The following is a 17716-nucleotide window of genomic DNA, read 5'->3' as shown; positions in this document are numbered from 1 at the left end:
CGTGCGGAGTACTGCTTTAGGAGTCAGGTTCGGATTCATCGGCTTCGGGGAAGTGGGCTACAACATGGGTAAGGGGTTCAAGGCTGCGGGAGCGCCGCAGGTCTTGGCCTGCGCTCATGGGGCACACAACAAGCCACCGTACTCCGCCGCCTTCCGGACGCGTGCGACAGAGCAGGGAGTCGAGTTGCGCGACTCCCTGGAGTCAGTGGTCCGCGACTCGGACGTGGTGTTCTCCGTCGTCGTGCCTGTCGCGGCCCTGTCCATTGCCCGCGAGGCCGCCCGCTGCACGCGGCGGGGCCAGTTTTACGTTGACGTGAACTCGTCGCATCCCAGTCAGAAAGAGGAGGCGGCGCGACTTATCGAGGCGTCCGGCGCGGCCTACATTGACGCGATTATCGCCCGCGACACGCGGACGATGCCCCACGTCACAATCGCGGGTCACAGGATACATATGCCCATCGCCTCCACGTCCGCGGCGGCTTTCAAGAAGCTCATGGAGCCGTACGGAATGGACCTGGCGATCATTCCCGGGCCGGCGGGGAACGCCACCCGCGCCAAGCTGATACGGAGCCTCCTGACTAAAGGCATCATGGCGCTCCAGTGGGAGGCGGCGCTCGCGGCGTGGAAGGCGGGCCTGGACCCGGACGCGCTCAAAGGCGATGTCTTTGCCCCCGCGGAGGTCAGCCTCCCCCATTTCCTGGCCGAGCTCACCGCCGACCCCCGGCATCCCATCTCCGGAGTCAGCCACCTGGAGCGCCGCTCCGACGAGATGATGGAATGCGCGAGCATGCTGCAAGACATCGGCGTGGAGCCGGTTATGGCGAAGGCGATTGCCCAGCGGCTCAAGTGGGCCAAGGGTTTTCGCTTGGAAGACGCCTTTGACGGGAAGAAGCCCGCCAGCTACAAGGAACTCCTAGCGGCTATGGAGTCGCACACACGGCGGTCGTCCGTTGCATCTCGATAAGGAAGAACCAAGGACGGAGCGACAAGCTGTTGATAGAGCACGGTGCGTTGGCAAAGGGTGAAGCGCTCTGACATGGTTCCCCTCTAGTCTATTTCGCTGCTCCATGCGGGAGCAAGGTCCGTACAGAAAGGCATGCGCCAGCGGAGGAAGCGACGAGGTTTGGCCTGGCACAGACCGTGTTTATGCCGCCACCTGCTCGCCACGTACCCATCCTCATCACCCTGTTCCTGAGCACGACAGTTGGTGTTTTACTCGTTGCCACCTCCGCCGGAGTCCCGCTGGTCTTCGGGTTGCTCCTTCAGGGGATTGCACAAGGAGGTGTAGCGCCTATTGCTATGCTGGTCCTTATGGATGCGCCGGAGAAAGGATTGAGGAAAATGGGAGCCGCCGCCGGTCTGTACTTCACAGCCGGAGAGATAGACGGCGTACTTAGGCCAGCGCTCATCGGGGTCATGGCCGACGTGTCCGGTGGCTTCTTGAGCGGACTGCTGATGGTTGCAGGTGTGGGCGTTGTTCTCGTGTTCCTGGCAGTAGCGCTGGGACAGATCCTGCGCAAAAAGGTGTAGTCTAATAGATTGGTGGTCAAGACGCCTTTCGCGTGGGCCAACACTTCAGGCTGCGTCCAGGAGTTGGGTGGCGTTCTCCGAAAGCCGGTCGGGAATGCCTTTGCAGAGAGCTTCATCGGCCGTCTGCAGGATGAATGTCCGAGCGGGAACTGATTCACCGTCTGAAGGAGCCAGGGGAATCGTCCAGGCGTGCTGGAATGACTACAATAGCGCGAGGCTCCACAGCTCATTGGACGGCCGGGCGCCTCGGGAATTCGCGGAAGGCGGGAGGAGATTCCAACAGCCTGCGGCCTGAAAATTGGGGAAGGTGAGTGTTCAAGAAACATCAAGGGCGGAACGGTGGCGTTTTGTCCGAGAAACCACGTGAAGATGTCCGCTCTTGGAGGAGCATGACTGCACGCAGGGCGTCGTTCTAGTGGGGGCTCAACAGATTGAGGGCAAGCCGCGCGGCATCATCCGGCGACTCACGCATCTGTCCACCTTTGAGTCCCTGCATATTCGCGACTACCGTCTTCTTTGGTTGGGCCAGGTCGGTACCAGCATGGGCCAATGGATGGACCAGGTCACTCGAGGCTGGCTCATTTATACCATGACTGGCTCGGCGGTCCAGTTGGGCATAGCGGCGGCCATGCGGGGCATCCCGCTGCTGATCTTCGGTATTCTTGCTGGCGCCGTCGCCGACCGGTACGGGCGCAAGCGTCAGCTCATCATTGCACAAAGCACAAACGTTGTCCTCAACGTTATTCTTGCCACGCTCGTGCTCACTCAGCAAGTCCAGCCGTGGCATATCTACGTCAGCGGCTTCCTAGCGGGCACCGCCCAGGCGTTCCAGCAACCCGCTCGGCAGACCCTCATAACGGACATTGTGGGCAATAAGTACCTTATGAACGCTCTCGCCCTCAACGCCGCTGTCATAAATGGCAGCCGTACCGTCGGCCCGGCCATCGCGGGCTTTCTCATCGTTCTTATAGGCTCGGATGGTTCTTACTACATGCAGGCCGCCATGTATTTCTTTGCGACCATCTGGACCATGCAAATGAGAGTTCCTGACCGAGCAGTCTCGATCGCCAGCAAAGCCACGGAATCGCTGCTCTCCTCCACGAAAGAGGGATTGGCCTACGTCGCGGGACACCGAGACCTCCGCGCGCTCATGATTCTGGCATTGGGACCCTTGACCCTTGGGTTCCCGTATATCAGCTTGATGCCCATCTTCGCCGTAGATATCCTGCACGGTGACGCGCAGACCCAGGGCCTGCTCCTCACGTTTGGGGGCATCGGCGCATTGGCTGGCGCGCTCGTCGTCGCCTCGATGCACAGGCGGTATGCCTACAGTTGGCCTGTTATTGTGGGAGCCACAGCATTCGGGCTTGGCCTCATGGCGTTCTCGCAATCCCACTGGTTTGTTCTGTCCGCCATCTTCATCACGATTGTTGGTGTCTTCAACGTCACGTACCAGACTCAGACCCAGACCCTGGCGCAGATCATTGCGCCTCGCCACTTCCGGGGCCGCGTCATGAGCATCTACCTTCTGAGCCGGGGACTGATACCCGTCGCCACGCTTCTGGCGGGCAGCCTCGCAGCAGCATTGGGCGCGCCGACAGCACTCCTCATCATGAGCGCTGGGTGCATTATCGTTGTCTGGGCCGTGGTACTGCTGACACCCGGGTTTGCCAAGCTGAGAGTCGAATTGAACGCGAGCGCCGCCGGGGGCGTAGTGTCACACGGCGAATCTCCCGCACTTGACTGAATGTCCCTGCCACACGGCCATTGCCCAAGGAATGAGCTAGCATGTCATGTCCGAGTCGTCCTGGTGACGATGCAAAGAAGCATTGGTTTCAGCGCCTGGCCCGATCCCAAGGCTGACTGTCCCGAAGCCTGCCAGACACACCACCGAGAAACCGCCCTAACGCGGCGTTGACCCCGCCGAGTGTATGTAATCGCCGTCTACCGTTACTTCGTCGATGCGCCACAGGGCTTCAACAGCGGCCTCGGCGAGGGCCTGCGCACTCTTCATGTCCAGAGAGCGATCCTGGTCTGCGATCTTGCGAGCGATGTCGTTGACGGTGCATGGTCTTTCGGCAAGCAGCGTCTTAATCAAGTGGAACAATATTTGCTCCGTGAATTTGGCGCACAAATCGTCCACAAGGAATTTCACAGAGGGCAAGGCCTGCCTCCTTCCAGCTCTGGCCCGGTGCAGCGCAAGTGAGTGCTCAAGACGCCAGCCAGGAGCACGTCACTTGAATTTCTTTGGTTGATATAGGCGTCGTCTGACCCTCTCCCATCTCCTACCTTCGCCAGCCGTCCCTACGCTGGCAGGTGCTGGCCAAAGAAAGCGAATACCTTCTGCCAGCCATCCATGGCCTGCTGCGGGCGGTAATTCGACCGGTCGTAGTACCAGAACCCGTGCCCCGCGCCATCGTACCGGTGGAACTCGTAGGTCTTGCCGTGCTTTTTCAGCTCTGCCTCAAGCTGGTTCACCTGTTCCGGCGAAGGGCTCTGGTCCTCATTGCCGAAGAGGCCCAACAGCGGGCACGACAGGTCTTTGGTGTAATCAATGGGCGCCACTGGCTGCTGGGGTGTCAGGTCCTGCCGGGACGCAACCACGCGGCCACCCCAGCAGTCCACCGCGGCATCGAACCTGCTCACTCGGCACGCCACCAGGAAGGCGTGCCGCCCACCCGAGCATGTGCCAATGACACCTACTTTGCCGTTGCTGTAGGGGAGTGACCGCAGATAGTGCAAGGCAGCGTCGCAGTCGGCTATCACGCTGTCATCAGGCACGCCGCCCTGCCCGCGTGCCTTCCCTGCCACCTCGTCCGGCCTTCCATGTCCGAAGCGATAAAACAGGTTCGGACAGATGACCACGTAGCCGTGTTGAGTGAACCGACGGGCCATCTCCCTGAAGAGTTCGTCCCACCCGGGGAGGTGATGGACCAGCACAATTCCCGGAAATGGGCCCGGCCCCAGCGGCCGCGTGAAGTAGGCGTTGATCAGATCACCGTTATGCCCCTTGATAGAGATGGTTTCCGCCAGCATCCCCTCATAGGCGTCTGTCCTGAACTGGTTCCACATGCCATTCCTCCTTCAGCGGCGGACCCGTTTACACGGAATTTCCCACCCTGACTTCGGCGGGAGACGTGCTGCGCCTCCACTTCGGTTCAACCGAAATCTAACCCCCCGTCCATCTAGTTGTCAAGCACCCCCTGGAACTTCTTGAAAAGACGACAGACATGCGGCGAGCAGTGGTTTTCAGCGATCATGGGCACGAAGAGGTGCGGTATCATCTGGACACTCTGGCTTCGGGGGAACTCCCACATCTCTCCTGACCTTGCTCGAGTGTCCATTCCCCGACTGTCCCACTAGTGCTGATCAAGGATAGTCGGTCGCTGTAGCCAATCTTTAATGCGGTACCGTTTTATTTCGGTTGTTTCCTTCGATATCAGAAGCACATGTGAAGGAATTGCCGACCCCAAGGAATCAGAACCGACGAGTACAGACAGTTGACGCGCATCATGGCATATGCTACACTGCCCAGATTCAGAATGGACTGGTCGCAATAGCACGTAACCGGCGCATTGGAGAGATACAATGCTTGAGCGCACGACTGTCTTACTCAGTCCCGTGCCCGTTCTCCAAAAGGCCAGTCATAGACTAAACGACCGCCTCAGCACTTTGAGGGGGATGCGTGTGGGTATTTGGGATAACTTTCTATGGGCTAATTACGGACGTTTTGCTGATCGGCTGGAAGAGCTGCTGCGTACGGAAATTGGTGTAGCACATGTGGCCCGACTTGCCGGCGCGGACGCAACCTCCAACAAGTGGAATCGCATCAGCGATACAGACTGGAACGCCTTTGTCACACAAATCGATACCGCTATCGTCGGCTTGGGCGCTTGAGGCGCATGCACTGCGGGGTGTATCTCCGATGCCGTACGTCTGGAAAAAGCCGGGATACCTGTCGTCGCGGTCGTAACGAAAGAGTTCGAAGGGTTGGGGAGGGCGTGTGCGCGAGGGCGAGGGTGGCCTGATATCCCTTTCGTTGTCTTGCCGCACCCATTTGAAACGCTCCCCCCGGATGTGGCGACACACATGGCTGACGAACAACTCCGGCAGATCGTCGATACATTGACAACCCATCGTAAGACGCTTCCGGTAGTGTCGCAGTAAGAGTGCGTCTGAGGGAAATCCGGAATTACTGAAGGGTTCCTGGAGCTCGCCGTATGCCTTCTCCTGTTGAACGCGTAATTGTGAAGGATTCGTATGATGATATCTATGCATTTGCATGTTCCCAGAATTGGATTGACGGTCTCCCTATAGTGCCACCTACGGAAGACAGAGTGATACAGATGTTAGGTAACAGACCACCTGAGAAGGTCATCACACAACTTGAGCCGCAGAACGGCGAGGCTACTTTAGAGTGCTTAGCTGTGAACGCGGTGATGGCTGGATGTCTGCCATCCTACTTCCCCGTAGTCATCGCTGCTGCCGAGGCTATGGCGGATCCCGCTTTGGGCATGTACTACGTGAACACGACCACGAATTCGGTAGGACTAATATCCATCGTCAATGGTCCAATCCGCCACAAGCTTGAGATCAATGGCAGCTATGGATGCTTTGGGCCAGGGTGGCGTGCAAACGCGACGATTGGTCGAGCGATCCGCTTCATTCAATTGAACATAGCAGGATCAGTCCCAGAAGCGGTTTCCAAGTCAACTATGGGTTCTCCCTGGCGGTATACCGGGGTTATTGGAGAGAACGAGGAGAAAAACCCGTGGGAGCCGTTGCATGTGGAGCGCGGTTTTCGCCCAGGGGATAGCACCATTTCTATTTTGGGCGTTTCAAGTTTCTGTAACGTCTCAGATATTTGGAGTCGGACAGCAGAAGACATCTTGACCACATTGTCATCGGCTATGCACTGGCCAAGTATACACGTCGTTCGTAAACACAAAGGCAGGAATCTTGTAGTCCTGAACCCGGACCATGCAGCTATCATGCATCGTGATGGGTATTCCAAGCAGTCCCTACGAGAGTTTCTGTTTGAGCATACGAAACGTATTCCGCTGACCGACTTCTCAAAACCAGAGCAAGAACACTTCATCAAAGATGGGAGAGTGTTTGAGGGTACTGTCCAAGGAGCGCCGAGCCCTGATAGTTTCATCATCGCCGTTGCCGGCGGCAATGGAGGCCTGCACTCCTTGTTCCTACCGAGTCTAAGTAATTCGGCGATGGTAACTCGACTTATCCGCGAGTAGGTCTGGGAACAATCTTTGGGAAAGACATACATAAGGAGTTACAGGGAGGGGTTTATGAAGAAGCACGCTGCCGGCTTTTTGCTCAGTTGCCTTGTCATGGTTAGCATGCTGGCGCAAGCTTGCGCCCCGCAGGCTAATCCCTCCGTTCCCGCCACTGCCAACATTCCCGCGACCGGGCCCAGCGCCAATGCTCCGCAGACGCCTATCCCGACGCTGGGGCCTCGAACTCCGTCTGGTCAGCCCACGCCTGCTCCTGCTCCATCGCTATCTGGCCCAACTGCTACTCCCGCTGCTGGCAAAGTTGCTCCCAAGCGCGGTGGGGTACTCCTCATAGCAGCTCACGGAGAACCCCCAACCTATGATGTGCAACAGGAGACTGGCCTGCCCGTCATCTTTCCGCTCCGAAATGTTTACGAAGGACTCGTTAAGTATCACTATCTGCAGCACAGCGAAATAGTGCCCGAACTCGCTGATAAATGGGATGTCAGCGCAGACGGCACCGTGTATACCTTCCACCTGAGAGCTGACGTCAAGTGGCATGATGGTCGGCCATTCACCGCGGATGATGCCGCATTTAGCTTGATGCGGATGGCCCATCCCGAAAATTACAACAGTGTGAGTCCTCGGGGGTCCGCTCTTTTGACCGCATTGGACAAAGTGGATGTCGTGAATCCATCCACTATTCAGGTAAAACTGAAGTATCCCTCCGCTTCCTTCTTGCCGAGCATAGCAACCGATTGGATTCCCGTGATGCCCAAGCACACGATTCAGGCGTCCGGGGACATGAAGAGGGTTGTGAACGGTACGGGCCCTTTCCTCTGGACCAAGCACGACCGAGGCGTTAGCATGCAGTTGACGAAGAACAACGCCTACTACGATAAGTCTTTGCCGTATTTGGACGGGATAACTTTCTTTGTCATTCTAGACGGGAACACGCGGCTTGCCGCATTCCGCACTGGACGGGTGCGCATGACTTCCATGGGCGGGACAGCGATGACTCCAAGCCAGGCGGCAGTCATCAAGCGGGAGATGGCGGATAAGGCAACCATGAAAGAGCACGCCGCTTTCTCACGGTACGTGTTGTTCATGAACACCTCCCGTGAACCCTGGAAAGACGTGAGAGTGCGACAGGCTGTGCAGATGGCTCTAGACCGCCAAAACCTGATAAAGGTAAACGACAACTTGGGCGCTATCGGTGCGGCCATGCCGCCACTTGGTCAGTGGGGCCTCTCAGAAGCAGAACTACGGAATTTCCCGGGTTATCGCCAGCCCAAAGACTCTGACATTGCCTCAGCCAAACGGCTCTTGTCAGAAGCAGGATATGGAAATGGCTATAAGACGGGGATGCTGACTCTGGCGGGACTGGATCAGTTGGCGCCTGTGATTCAGCAGCAACTAGCTGCCGTTGGAATCCTGACCGAACCCATTGAGCCATTGGCTCTTCCTGTTCTTTATGAGCGGCTGGAGGCAGCTCGATTCAGCTTGGTGTTCACTTCTTTCGGTGAGGCTCTGGACGACCCCGACACGTTTTTTGCGTATTACGTCACGGGCAGCCCGAGAAATTACGGAGCGTTCAGCGACAAGGAAATCGACAACCTCTTTGAGCAAGAGAAAAAGACGCTAGATGTTGCCCAACGCAAGGCGTTGACGGTCAAGGCGCAGCAACGTATTCTGGAGTTGGCCATCCATCCCGTAGCATTCTGGTTTGTGTTTCAACGAGCTTGGTGGAACGAAGTCAAGGACTACGATCCTGCGCCGGGCTCCTTCGTCAATCTGAAGATGGACAGAGTCTGGCTGGACCGATAGGACATAACGATGTCTTGGACACAGGTATAACTTGGCGTTCCGAAGCACGTTGCTCTGCAAACAAGGGCAAGAGTTGAAGGTACACGTCATCCACGCGCTGGCCCGGCGCCGCATGACAGTGGGGAATGACGGGCAGAGAAAGCGTACGGAGAGAGCTCCGGGTACCCTTTCCGAAGGTTACCGCGCTGCGAGGACGCGCGGATTGCCCGAGAATAGCAAGCCCGGCCCTACGATTGAGGAGGTGTCGCTATGAACCCGACTGGGGAACAGGTGCTCTGGCGTCTTATTGATCCGTCAGGCCAGACACATGTTGTCAGGCACAAGCTGTCGCCACGGCTTGACACCGTCGCCGGTAAGACTGCCGGTTTCCGGATTCAATGGTCCAACTTTGATGTGTTTATGGCACGCTTCAAGGAGTTACTCTTGGCGCGGGAGCACCCCGCGGGAATACACGAATGGAACCTCGAGAAAACGTGGCGCGTAGATGTGGCTCTCCGCAGCAGGCGAGACCAGGTCACTCTGCCCAAACAGTTCGACGCATTCGCTTCCGGTTGTGATTGGGCTGTGATTGGTCTGGCCGGCTGAGGAGGCTGCACAGCGTGGTGTATCCACGACGCCGTCGAGGTCGAGAAGCGGGGAATTCCTACTGTGTCGATTGTCGCGGAGGCTTTTAAAAATCTCGCGGATAGCTGCGCGAAGTCGTTAGGTTATCCGGATTTGCCCATGGTCGTTGTGCCCCACCCCTTTGAGACGCTTTCAGTAGCGGAGGTGCGGTCCATCGCCGAGGCGAAGTTTGACGAGATCATACGCGCCGCCTGCCGTGGGCGTGAGATTCCCGCGCGAAAGAGGTAACAAGCCTATGGATGTCCATGAGCTACTCGGGTCCATTGATGACGTCTATGCCTGGGCATATGAACGCGGATGGACCGACGGCCTGCCGATCATACCCCCGACGGCCGACCGCGTCGAGAAAATGATGGCGAGTGTGCCACGTTCGCCGCAGGAAGTAGTCGCTGAGTTACCCCCCAGGCGTGCTGCCGCTACTATCGAAGCGTTGGCGGTCAATGCCGTCATGGCGGGGTGCCTGCCGCAGTACTTCCCCGTGGTGGTGACGGCTATTGAGGCGCTCACCGATCCTAAATATGCATTGCTCATGATGAACACTTCGACAAACCCATCTGCTCCCATGCTGATAATAAATGGGCCTATTCGGGCCAAACTGGATATCAACTGCTCATGGAGCGTTCTCGGTCCAGGGAACCGCGCCAACGCAACTATAGGTCGGGCAGTCAGCCTCGCCATGATCAACCTGGCGGGCCGCGTTCCAGGAAAAGTCTCCAAATCCACCCACTCTCAACCCGGCCGCTATAGTTTTTGCCTCGGAGAGTATGAAGAGAAAAACCCGTGGGAGCCGTTGCATGTCGAGCGCGGTTTCAAGGCCGAGGACAGTACGGTAACTGTGGCGGCGCCCACAGGTACGATAAACGTGCATGACAAGGACAGCAAGCGCGCCGAGCATATGCTCATGACGCTCGCCCATTCGATGGAGGTCATCGGCAGCAACAACGTGTTTATTCGCTATGGTTACGGTGAGATAGTGATAATCTTGTGCCCTGATCATGCGGCGCTGATCGCTCAGGACTTTTCCAAGCAGCAGGCCAAAGAACGTCTGCTCGAATTAACGAGCAAAATGCCCGCGTCGTGGTTCCCTCCGCCCCGGCTCGAGTCAATGCGGGCTGGTGTCCCAGACCAAATCCAGGGTGACTATGTTCGGCTGGCGGCTCGGGCTGACCAGTTTCTGATCGTTGTGGCCGGCGGGCATGGCGGATACCATTCGGTGGCGTGTCACACTCTTGGCATGGCCTTTGCCGTTACGAGACGCATTCCCTCTTGAACAGAACGGACGGGATCAATTTCTTGACAAGCCGTGTGATGACCAATAGCATGAGGCTGCGTTGCGGCGGGACCACATTCGGGAGCCGCGGGATGAAATGCCACTCGCCGGAATGCGCACATTAGAGGCAGGGAATGACTCCTTCGTCCGCCTTGGCAGGGTTCCGAGTTGTCGAATATGGGAACAACATCTCCGCCGCCTTTTGCGCGAAGCTGATGGGCGACCTCGGCGCGGAGGTCATCAAGGTGGAGCGACTCCAGGGCGATGAGTCCCGTCAGCGCGGCCCGTTCCCCAATGACGTGCCTGACTCGGAGAAAAGCGCGCTCTTTCTTTACCTCAACACCAACAAGCGCGGGGTCACGCTTAATGTGGAGGACGCACGAGGTCGGGATCTGTTCCTTCGTCTCATGAAACGCGCTGACCTTTTGGTAGAAAACAACGCTCCTGCCCACATGGAGCGCCTGGGGCTCACTTATCAGACGCTGCAAGGTGTGAACTCTGCTCTGGTCGCGACCTCCATCACTCCCTTTGGACAGAGTGGTCCCTACCGCGATTTTCGGGGGTACAGCATCCAGGCGAGCGCCATGGGCGGGGTCACGACAGTCAATGGAAGCTCGGACAGGGAGCCGCTGGCGCCGCCCTATGATCTGATGGACTATGCGGGAGGGCTCTACGGTTGCGCCACTTCCTGCGTGGCGCTCCTTGAACGGGACATGAGCGGGCTTGGTCAGCATGTTGATGTCTCCGTTAGTGACTGCATCGCCGCGATGCACACAGGTCTTTATATTTGGGATGGGCTTACGGTGGGAAGACGGTCTGGCAGAAGCGGCAGGGGGGAGGTTTTCCCCAACGGCCTATGGCGCTGCAAGGACGGGTATATCAGCATGATAGCTCCTCAGGTAGCCCAATGGATCCGGTTCGTCAAGGTCATGGGAGACCCTGAGTGGACGAAGCAGCCTCGATACCGGGACCGTCACGCAATGGCAACGAAGTACCCGGAGGAGGTGGACGCCCTTCTGGCTCCCTGGCTGATGGAACATACCAAAGATGAGATATTCGCACTCTGTCGGGAGGCGCACGTCCCCGTCGCGCCAGTCCAGACGATAGACGAAGTCATGCGGGATGAGCAGTTGCAGTATCGAGGCTTTTTCACCCGCATATTCAGAGAAGACATCGGAGAAATCTCAGCGCCAGGGTCACCGTATCACTTCTCGGAGACCCCCTGCGCGGCGCACAGCCCGCCTCCCAAGTTGGGAGAGCATAATGAAAACGTCTTTTGCGGGGACCTCGGCCTGAGCAATGACGACCTTGAGAAGCTTCGTCGTTCCGGCGTGATTTAGCGGTTAGGATCTGTGTGCATGCAGAACACGACTAGCGTACTGCCTCTCCGCCGTTATCGCGTTATCGACTTCGGCACGGCCCTCGCGGGCGGACAGCCCGGTCAGATGCTGGCTGACATGGGCGCTGAAGTAATCAAGGTGGAATCGCGCCAGCACCTTGACGGTTTCCGGTTGGGCAATCCCGGAAAGGGCGTCACGGACCCCGAAGAGCGCAGGCCGAGCTTTCACAGCCTGGGTCGTAACAAGCTCGACATCACGGTGGATATCACGCAGCCGAAAGCGCAAGATGTGATTGGCAGACTCGTGACTCAGAGTGATGTTGTGTTCGAGAACTTCACTCCAGGCGTGCTTGCCCGCGCTGGTCTGGACTACCCCTCTCTGCGTCGCTTCAACCCACAGTTGGTGATGGTGTCGCTTTCGTCGGCGGGGCAGCGCGGCCCATTGAGCAGCATCGTGGTGTATGCTCCCGCAATGTCAGCGCTCGCTGGCGCGGACAGCGTGATGGGCTATCGGGACGGCCCTCTCGCGGGGCTGCGTTCCGGCTATGGCGACGCCACCGCGGCCGCCTACGCGGTTGTTGCTGTGCTTACCGCTCTTTTGCACAGGAACCGCACGGGACAGGGCCAGTACATAGACCTTTCCGCGTGGGAAGCAACCGCGACAGTTCTGGGGCAGGCGTTCCTGGAGTACGTGCTTACGCGGCGCGTGCCGCAGCCCAGGGGGAACTGGCACCCCAACATGGCGCCGCACGGAAACTACCGCTGCAAGGGAGATGACCGATGGGTCGCCATTGCCGTTGGCAGCGACGGTGAATGGCGGAGCCTTTGCCGTGTCCTGGGCGATCCGGAGTGGGCGAGGGATCCGCGCTTCGCGACTTCCGATCAACGCGTGCTCCACGCCCAGGCGCTTGACGAGCAGTTGTCTCAGTGGACTCTGAACCATACGCCCCAGGAGGCCGCCCAGATGCTTCAGAAAGCTGGCGTAGCGGCGACGGCTGTGATAACCTATGCGGAACAATATGAGGATCCTCACTTCAAGGCTCGCCATACCTACGAACGTCTGGACCATCCCCTACTGCCCGGAGAGGTGGTTTCGGGAATTCCATGGAAATTCAGCCGCACGCCGGGGTCTCTCAGGCGCCATGCTCCTTTCGTAGGGGAGCATAATGGCTATATTTTCAGCAGCCTGCTGGGGTTTACAGATTTGGAGTTCCAAGAAATGGCGCGAGAAGGCGTCATACGCTAACCATATTCAGCACCCTGATGGAGAAGGACATGTCGTGGCTTAAGGCTTTAAGAGGCAACAGTATAGTGACAGCACTTCTGCTGGCGGGGGTGGCGTGCGCTCCCGCTCCGTCGCCCGCTCCAGGTCCCGCCGCTCCACCACCCAACCAGCCAACGGCGTCAAGCGCGCCCACGGCTCCGGCGGCTCCGGCCGCTCCAGCGGCGCCACCGACGAGCACGCCGCGGCCTATTCTTCCTCCGACGCCCACGCTGGTGGCGACACCGGCTGCGGCTGTGCTACCCGGCGAGAAGCCCGTCTACGGGGGCATGCTTAGCATCGTGCACCGGACGGAGCCGCCCAGTCTGAATCCGGTCAAGGAACCGAGCATCAACACGCACCATGCCACGTTCCCAATTTATGAATACATACTGCGCCGAGACCCGAAGGCCCCGTGGGACAAGATCATTCCTGATCTGGCGGAGTCGTGGGATGTGAGTTCCGACGGAACGCAGTACACGTTCCGCCTTCTCAAAGACGTGAAGTGGCAGGACGGCAAGCCTTTCGGTGCCCAGGATGTGGCGTTTTATCTGAGGACGAAGGCCAATCCGCCTGTCCCTCGCATAGCTCTGGCATCCTATTTCCGCTCTATATCCAAGGTGGACGTGGTTGACCTCTACACCGTGCGCGTCACTCTGGCCGCGCCTGACTCGTCGTTCCTTTTGCACGTCAGCGAGTCGCGGCAGTCAGTGGCCCCCGCTCACTTGATGCAGGACGCGGACGGCAAGTACACGGACAAAGTCCTTGACGCGCAGGCGGTAGGCACGGGCCCCTACAAGTTCAAGGAATGGAAGCACGGTACGTCCGTGGTGCTGGAGAAGGACCCCCAGTACCGCATCAAGGGCCTGCCGTATCTAGACGGCATCACGTACTACATCATTCCAGACAGGGCCACGCAGTTCGCGGCGTTCAGGTCCGGGCGCGTTGACATCACGGGCGTCGGCGCCGGAGCCTACCTGACCACCGCGGAGCTTCAGGTCACGAAGAGCCAGCTTGCGGGCAAGGTGAGCATTTATTACACAAAGACGGCGCTTCAGACCTCCGTCCTTTTCAACCCCGCCAAGAAGCCCTTTGACGACCTTCGCGTACGGCAGGCCGTCCATCTGGCCACCGACAGGCAGGCCGCTTTGAAACTGACCGCGGACGGGGTCGGATTGATAGGCGGCGCGATCTATCCCAGCCCATGGTCCATGCCTCCGGAAGAGGTGGTGTCCATGCCGGGGTTCCGCCAGCCCAAGGACCAGGACGTAGCGAAGGCGAAACAGCTTATGGCGGATGCCGGATACACCAGCGGCACGGACATCATCATGGGGGTCAGACAGGAAGACCAGAAGCCGGCGGAGTGGTTCCAGAACGAGCTGCGACAGATAGGCATCCGCGCCACGCTTAGGCCGATGGCGAACACTCCTTACTACGATTCGTCCAGCAAGAAAGAGTTTCCCGTGTACTTCGGGACCAAGTCCATGCCGACCGGGCACCCGGACGACCTGGGCGATTATTACCTGAGCACGGCGCAGATATACTCCCAGCTGCAAGACCCGAAAGTGGACGAGCTGTTCAATGCCGTAGCGCGCACGGTGGACATGACGGAAGCACGGAAGAAGTCCGCGGCTCTTGATCGGTACCTGTCGGTCGAGCAAGTCTACGGTGTGGTGCTGGTGCATCCGGACGGCTATCGTGCGGCATGGAACCGCGTGCGCAACCTGCATCTTCAAAACGCGGGGCAGCTCGACAGTCAGCGTTATGAGGATGCGTGGAAGACGCCTGAGTAAGGCGTCAATGTGAAGGATACGGCCTGGCAGAGTGCGCAAGGGAGAACGGATATGCATAGGCTTAAGGCTCTGAGAGGCAACAGTATAGTGGCAGCACTTCTGCTGGTGGGAGTGGCATGCGCTCCCGCTGTTCCTGTGGCGGTGACGCCAAGTGCGGCGCCGACGTCAGCCCCGGCGCAGCCAAGCGCCAGTGCGACGGCGACGTCCGTGCCGTCGGTGAGCACCCCTCGACCCGTTGTCGTGCCAACTCCCACATCTGTGGCAACACCGGTGCCCTCGGTCCGGCCAGGAGAGAAACCGGTCTACGGCGGCATGCTGACTATCGCGCAACGTGGAGAGCCGCCCAGCTTGAATGCGGTTAAAGACTCGAGCATCACCACGCACCACGTGATTTTTCCGATCTACGAATATCTTCTGCGGCGCGACCCCACGGCGCCGTGGGACAAGATAATCCCTGACCTGGCGGAGTCCTGGGAAGCCAGCCCTGACGGGTTGCAGTACACGTTCCGGCTGCGCAAGGACGTGCGGTGGCAGGATGGAAAGTCTTTCACCGCTGAGGACGTAGCGTTTTTCCTGCGGATCAAGGCGGACCCGCCTGTTACCCGGATAGCCCTCACCGCCTACTATCGCTCTATTACAAAGGTAGACGTGGTTGATCCGTACACCGTGCGGGTAACACTCGCCAGGCCCGACTCGGTGTTTCTGCTGCACATCAGCGAGTCGCGTCAGGGAATTCCCCCCGCTCATTTGATGAAAGACGCGGATGGGAAATATACCGACAGGGTTCTTGATACACAGGCAGTGGGAACAGGTCCGTTCAAGCTGAAGGAGTGGAAGCACGGCGTTTCGGTCGTGCTTGAAAGGAATCCGCAGTACCGGATAAAGGAGCTGCCTTATCTGGATGGCATCACGTATTACATCATTCCCGACAGGGCCACCCAATTTGCCGCCTTTAGAGCGGGACGAGTAGATATCACGTCCGTTGGCGGAGGTACTTACCTGACCCCCGCGGAGTTGCAGATTGTACAAAGCCAGCTTGCTGGCAAGGTGAGCATCTACCAGATCAAAACCGCACTTCAATACACCGTTCGCTTCAATCCAGCTAAGAAGCCGTTTGATGACCTCCGTGTGCGACAGGCCGTGCACCTTGCGACTGACCGGCAGGCAGCCCTGAAGTTACTGGCGGACGGCGTGGGAGTCATCGGCGGCGCCTTCTATCCGAACCCGTGGTCCATGCCTCAGGAAGAAGTCCTCGCCATGCCTGGTTTTCGCCAGCCGAAGGACCAGGACGCGGCAAGGGCAAAGCAGCTTGTGGCCGACGCTGGATATGCTGCGGGCACAGACGTTGTCATGGCAGTGAGGCAAGAGGACCAGAGCGCGGCCGTGTGGTTCCAGAACGAGCTGCGAAAGCTAGGTATACGCGCCACCCTGCGCGTATTGGCCCAAGTGCCTTACTGGGAATCGGGCTCCAAGCGAGAGTTCCCGGCCTACTTCGGACTCCTATCCATGCCCACAGGGCACCCTGACGATGTCGCGGAGTACTACGTCAGCTCGGGTCAGATATTCAGCCAGCTCTCCGATGCCAGGTTGGATGCGATGTTTGACCAAGTCGCGCAGACCGTGGATATGGCTGAGGCGAGGAAGAAGTCCGCGGCTCTTGATCGGTACCTGTCGGTCGAGCAAGTCTACGGTGTGGTGCTGGTGCATCCGGACGGCTATCGCGCGGCATGGAACCGCGTGCGCAACCTGCATCTTCAAAACGCGGGGCAGCTTGATAGTCAGCGCTATGAGGATGCGTGGAAGACGCCTGAGTAAGGCGTCAAAACAAGAGAAGTGGACGGCAGAGTGGGAACATGCGCGCCTATGTCATAAAGCGGTTGCTCTTGACGGTGCCTGTGCTCCTCGGTGTCACCGTGTTGACATTTGTCATCATGCGCGTGATGCCTGGAGATGCCGCTATGGCAATCGTTACCGGAGGCGGGCAGGGCGCTGGCACGCTGGCGGACATGGCCAGAGTCCGAGCGGAACTAAACTTGGACCAACCCCTGCACATCCAGTATGTGGAGTGGCTGTGGCGTATTGTTCGTCTGGACCTCGGACACTCCTGGCACTCTGGTCGGCCAATCGTTGATGAGATCAAGCTGCGGTTCCCCGTGACCTTTGAGCTTGCCGTTCTGACCGTACTGATGTCTATACTCATCGCGATTCCCACAGGAGTAATATGCGCGCTTCGTCAGGACACGCTCGTTGACCAGTTGTTGCGTATTGTGAGCGTCTTCGGCCTGACCATGCCATCCTTCTGGACGGGGACGTTGATACTCTTTTCCCTTGTCGTATGGTTCAACTGGTTTCCTCCAATGGGATATACAGGACTGTTTGAAAACCCGTTGGTCAATCTTCAGCAGGTCATATGGCCGGCGCTGGCCGTGGGCTATTTCCTGTCAGCGTATCTGGCCCGGATGACGCGCGCCACGATGCTCGAGGTGTTGCGCCAGGACTACATCCGCACCGCGTGGTCCAAAGGCCTCAAAGAACGCGCCGTAGTGATTCGCCATGCCTTGAAGAACATGATGCTTCCCGTTGTTACGCTGGCGGGCATTCAAATAGCCGTGGCATTGGAAGGGTCTGTTGTGGCGGAGTCTATCTTCATGCTGCCAGGGATGGGATTGGCTCTTGTCGGGGCGATTCAGCAGCGGGACTATCCCGTCATACAAACCTTCATGCTCGTCCTGACCCTTATCGTTATGGTCGTCAACCTCCTCGTTGATATCACATACGGGTGGTTGGATCCTCGTATCCGCTTTAGCTGATCAAGCTGGCCCAGGCTAGATGGGGAGAGAG

General features: G+C 58.4%; 16 protein-coding genes. 13 read left to right on the top strand and 3 right to left on the bottom strand.

Going from position 1 to position 17716, the window contains the following annotated elements; translation table 11 throughout:
• Window position 1 precedes the first annotated feature (1 nt).
• The 3 genes from Q7T26_02405 (at window position 2) to Q7T26_02395 (ending at window position 3277) form a co-directional block, all read left to right on the top strand.
• The gene (locus Q7T26_02405; GenBank protein ID MDO8531009.1) at window positions 2-964 is read left to right on the top strand and encodes an NAD(P)-binding domain-containing protein; all 963 of its coding nucleotides are present in this window, start codon (window positions 2-4) and stop codon (window positions 962-964) included.
• Between the two features lie 335 nt (window positions 965-1299).
• On the top strand, window positions 1300-1530 hold the full coding sequence (locus tag Q7T26_02400; protein MDO8531008.1) for a hypothetical protein: 231 nt from the start codon (window positions 1300-1302) through the stop codon (window positions 1528-1530).
• A gap of 379 nt (window positions 1531-1909) precedes the next feature.
• Complete coding sequence (locus Q7T26_02395) at window positions 1910-3277, top strand: MFS transporter (protein ID MDO8531007.1); 1368 nt, start codon at window positions 1910-1912, stop codon at window positions 3275-3277.
• A 156-nt stretch (window positions 3278-3433) separates the two neighbouring features.
• Here Q7T26_02395 and Q7T26_02390 read toward each other — a convergent pair whose 3' ends face one another.
• The 3 genes from Q7T26_02390 to Q7T26_02380 form a co-directional block, all read right to left on the bottom strand.
• Window positions 3434-3694 (bottom strand): hypothetical protein, encoded by a 261-nt coding sequence (locus Q7T26_02390; GenBank protein ID MDO8531006.1) that lies wholly within the window; start codon window positions 3692-3694, stop codon window positions 3434-3436.
• A gap of 140 nt (window positions 3695-3834) precedes the next feature.
• Window positions 3835-4602, bottom strand: coding sequence for a dienelactone hydrolase family protein (locus Q7T26_02385; GenBank protein ID MDO8531005.1), 768 nt, complete (start codon window positions 4600-4602; stop codon window positions 3835-3837).
• A gap of 113 nt (window positions 4603-4715) precedes the next feature.
• Window positions 4716-4874: a hypothetical protein gene (locus tag Q7T26_02380; GenBank protein ID MDO8531004.1), complete on the bottom strand. Its 159-nt coding sequence runs from the start codon at window positions 4872-4874 to the stop codon at window positions 4716-4718.
• 244 nt (window positions 4875-5118) lie between these two features.
• On the opposite strand from Q7T26_02380, the gene Q7T26_02375 reads away from it, so the two are divergent.
• The 10 genes from Q7T26_02375 (at window position 5119) to Q7T26_02330 (ending at window position 17685) form a co-directional block, all read left to right on the top strand.
• The gene (locus tag Q7T26_02375; protein MDO8531003.1) at window positions 5119-5427 is read left to right on the top strand and encodes a hypothetical protein; all 309 of its coding nucleotides are present in this window, start codon (window positions 5119-5121) and stop codon (window positions 5425-5427) included.
• A gap of 323 nt (window positions 5428-5750) precedes the next feature.
• Entirely contained in the window at window positions 5751-6782 is a 1032-nt protein-coding gene (locus Q7T26_02370; protein MDO8531002.1) for a hypothetical protein, read from the top strand.
• 54 nt (window positions 6783-6836) lie between these two features.
• On the top strand, window positions 6837-8588 hold the full coding sequence (locus Q7T26_02365; protein MDO8531001.1) for an ABC transporter substrate-binding protein: 1752 nt from the start codon (window positions 6837-6839) through the stop codon (window positions 8586-8588).
• A 249-nt stretch (window positions 8589-8837) separates the two neighbouring features.
• A complete protein-coding gene (locus Q7T26_02360) occupies window positions 8838-9173 on the top strand; it encodes a hypothetical protein (protein MDO8531000.1) in 336 nt (111 codons plus the stop codon).
• A gap of 274 nt (window positions 9174-9447) precedes the next feature.
• Entirely contained in the window at window positions 9448-10482 is a 1035-nt protein-coding gene (locus tag Q7T26_02355) for a hypothetical protein (GenBank protein MDO8530999.1), read from the top strand.
• A gap of 134 nt (window positions 10483-10616) precedes the next feature.
• Window positions 10617-11822 (top strand): CoA transferase, encoded by a 1206-nt coding sequence (locus Q7T26_02350; GenBank protein MDO8530998.1) that lies wholly within the window; start codon window positions 10617-10619, stop codon window positions 11820-11822.
• Window positions 11823-11840: 18 nt separating this feature from the next.
• Entirely contained in the window at window positions 11841-13067 is a 1227-nt protein-coding gene (locus tag Q7T26_02345) for a CoA transferase (protein ID MDO8530997.1), read from the top strand.
• 65 nt (window positions 13068-13132) lie between these two features.
• Window positions 13133-14875: an ABC transporter substrate-binding protein gene (locus Q7T26_02340; GenBank protein MDO8530996.1), complete on the top strand. Its 1743-nt coding sequence runs from the start codon at window positions 13133-13135 to the stop codon at window positions 14873-14875.
• A 312-nt stretch (window positions 14876-15187) separates the two neighbouring features.
• On the top strand, window positions 15188-16690 hold the full coding sequence (locus Q7T26_02335; protein MDO8530995.1) for an ABC transporter substrate-binding protein: 1503 nt from the start codon (window positions 15188-15190) through the stop codon (window positions 16688-16690).
• A 38-nt stretch (window positions 16691-16728) separates the two neighbouring features.
• Window positions 16729-17685: an ABC transporter permease gene (locus Q7T26_02330; protein MDO8530994.1), complete on the top strand. Its 957-nt coding sequence runs from the start codon at window positions 16729-16731 to the stop codon at window positions 17683-17685.
• Window positions 17686-17716: the final 31 nt, after the last annotated feature.

It is taken from the genome of Dehalococcoidia bacterium (assembly GCA_030648205.1).
Lineage (GTDB): Bacteria > Chloroflexota > Dehalococcoidia > JAUSIH01 > JAUSIH01 > JAUSIH01.
Note: the sequence above shows the minus strand (reverse complement) of the source record. Positions and strands in the feature narration are given on the sequence as shown.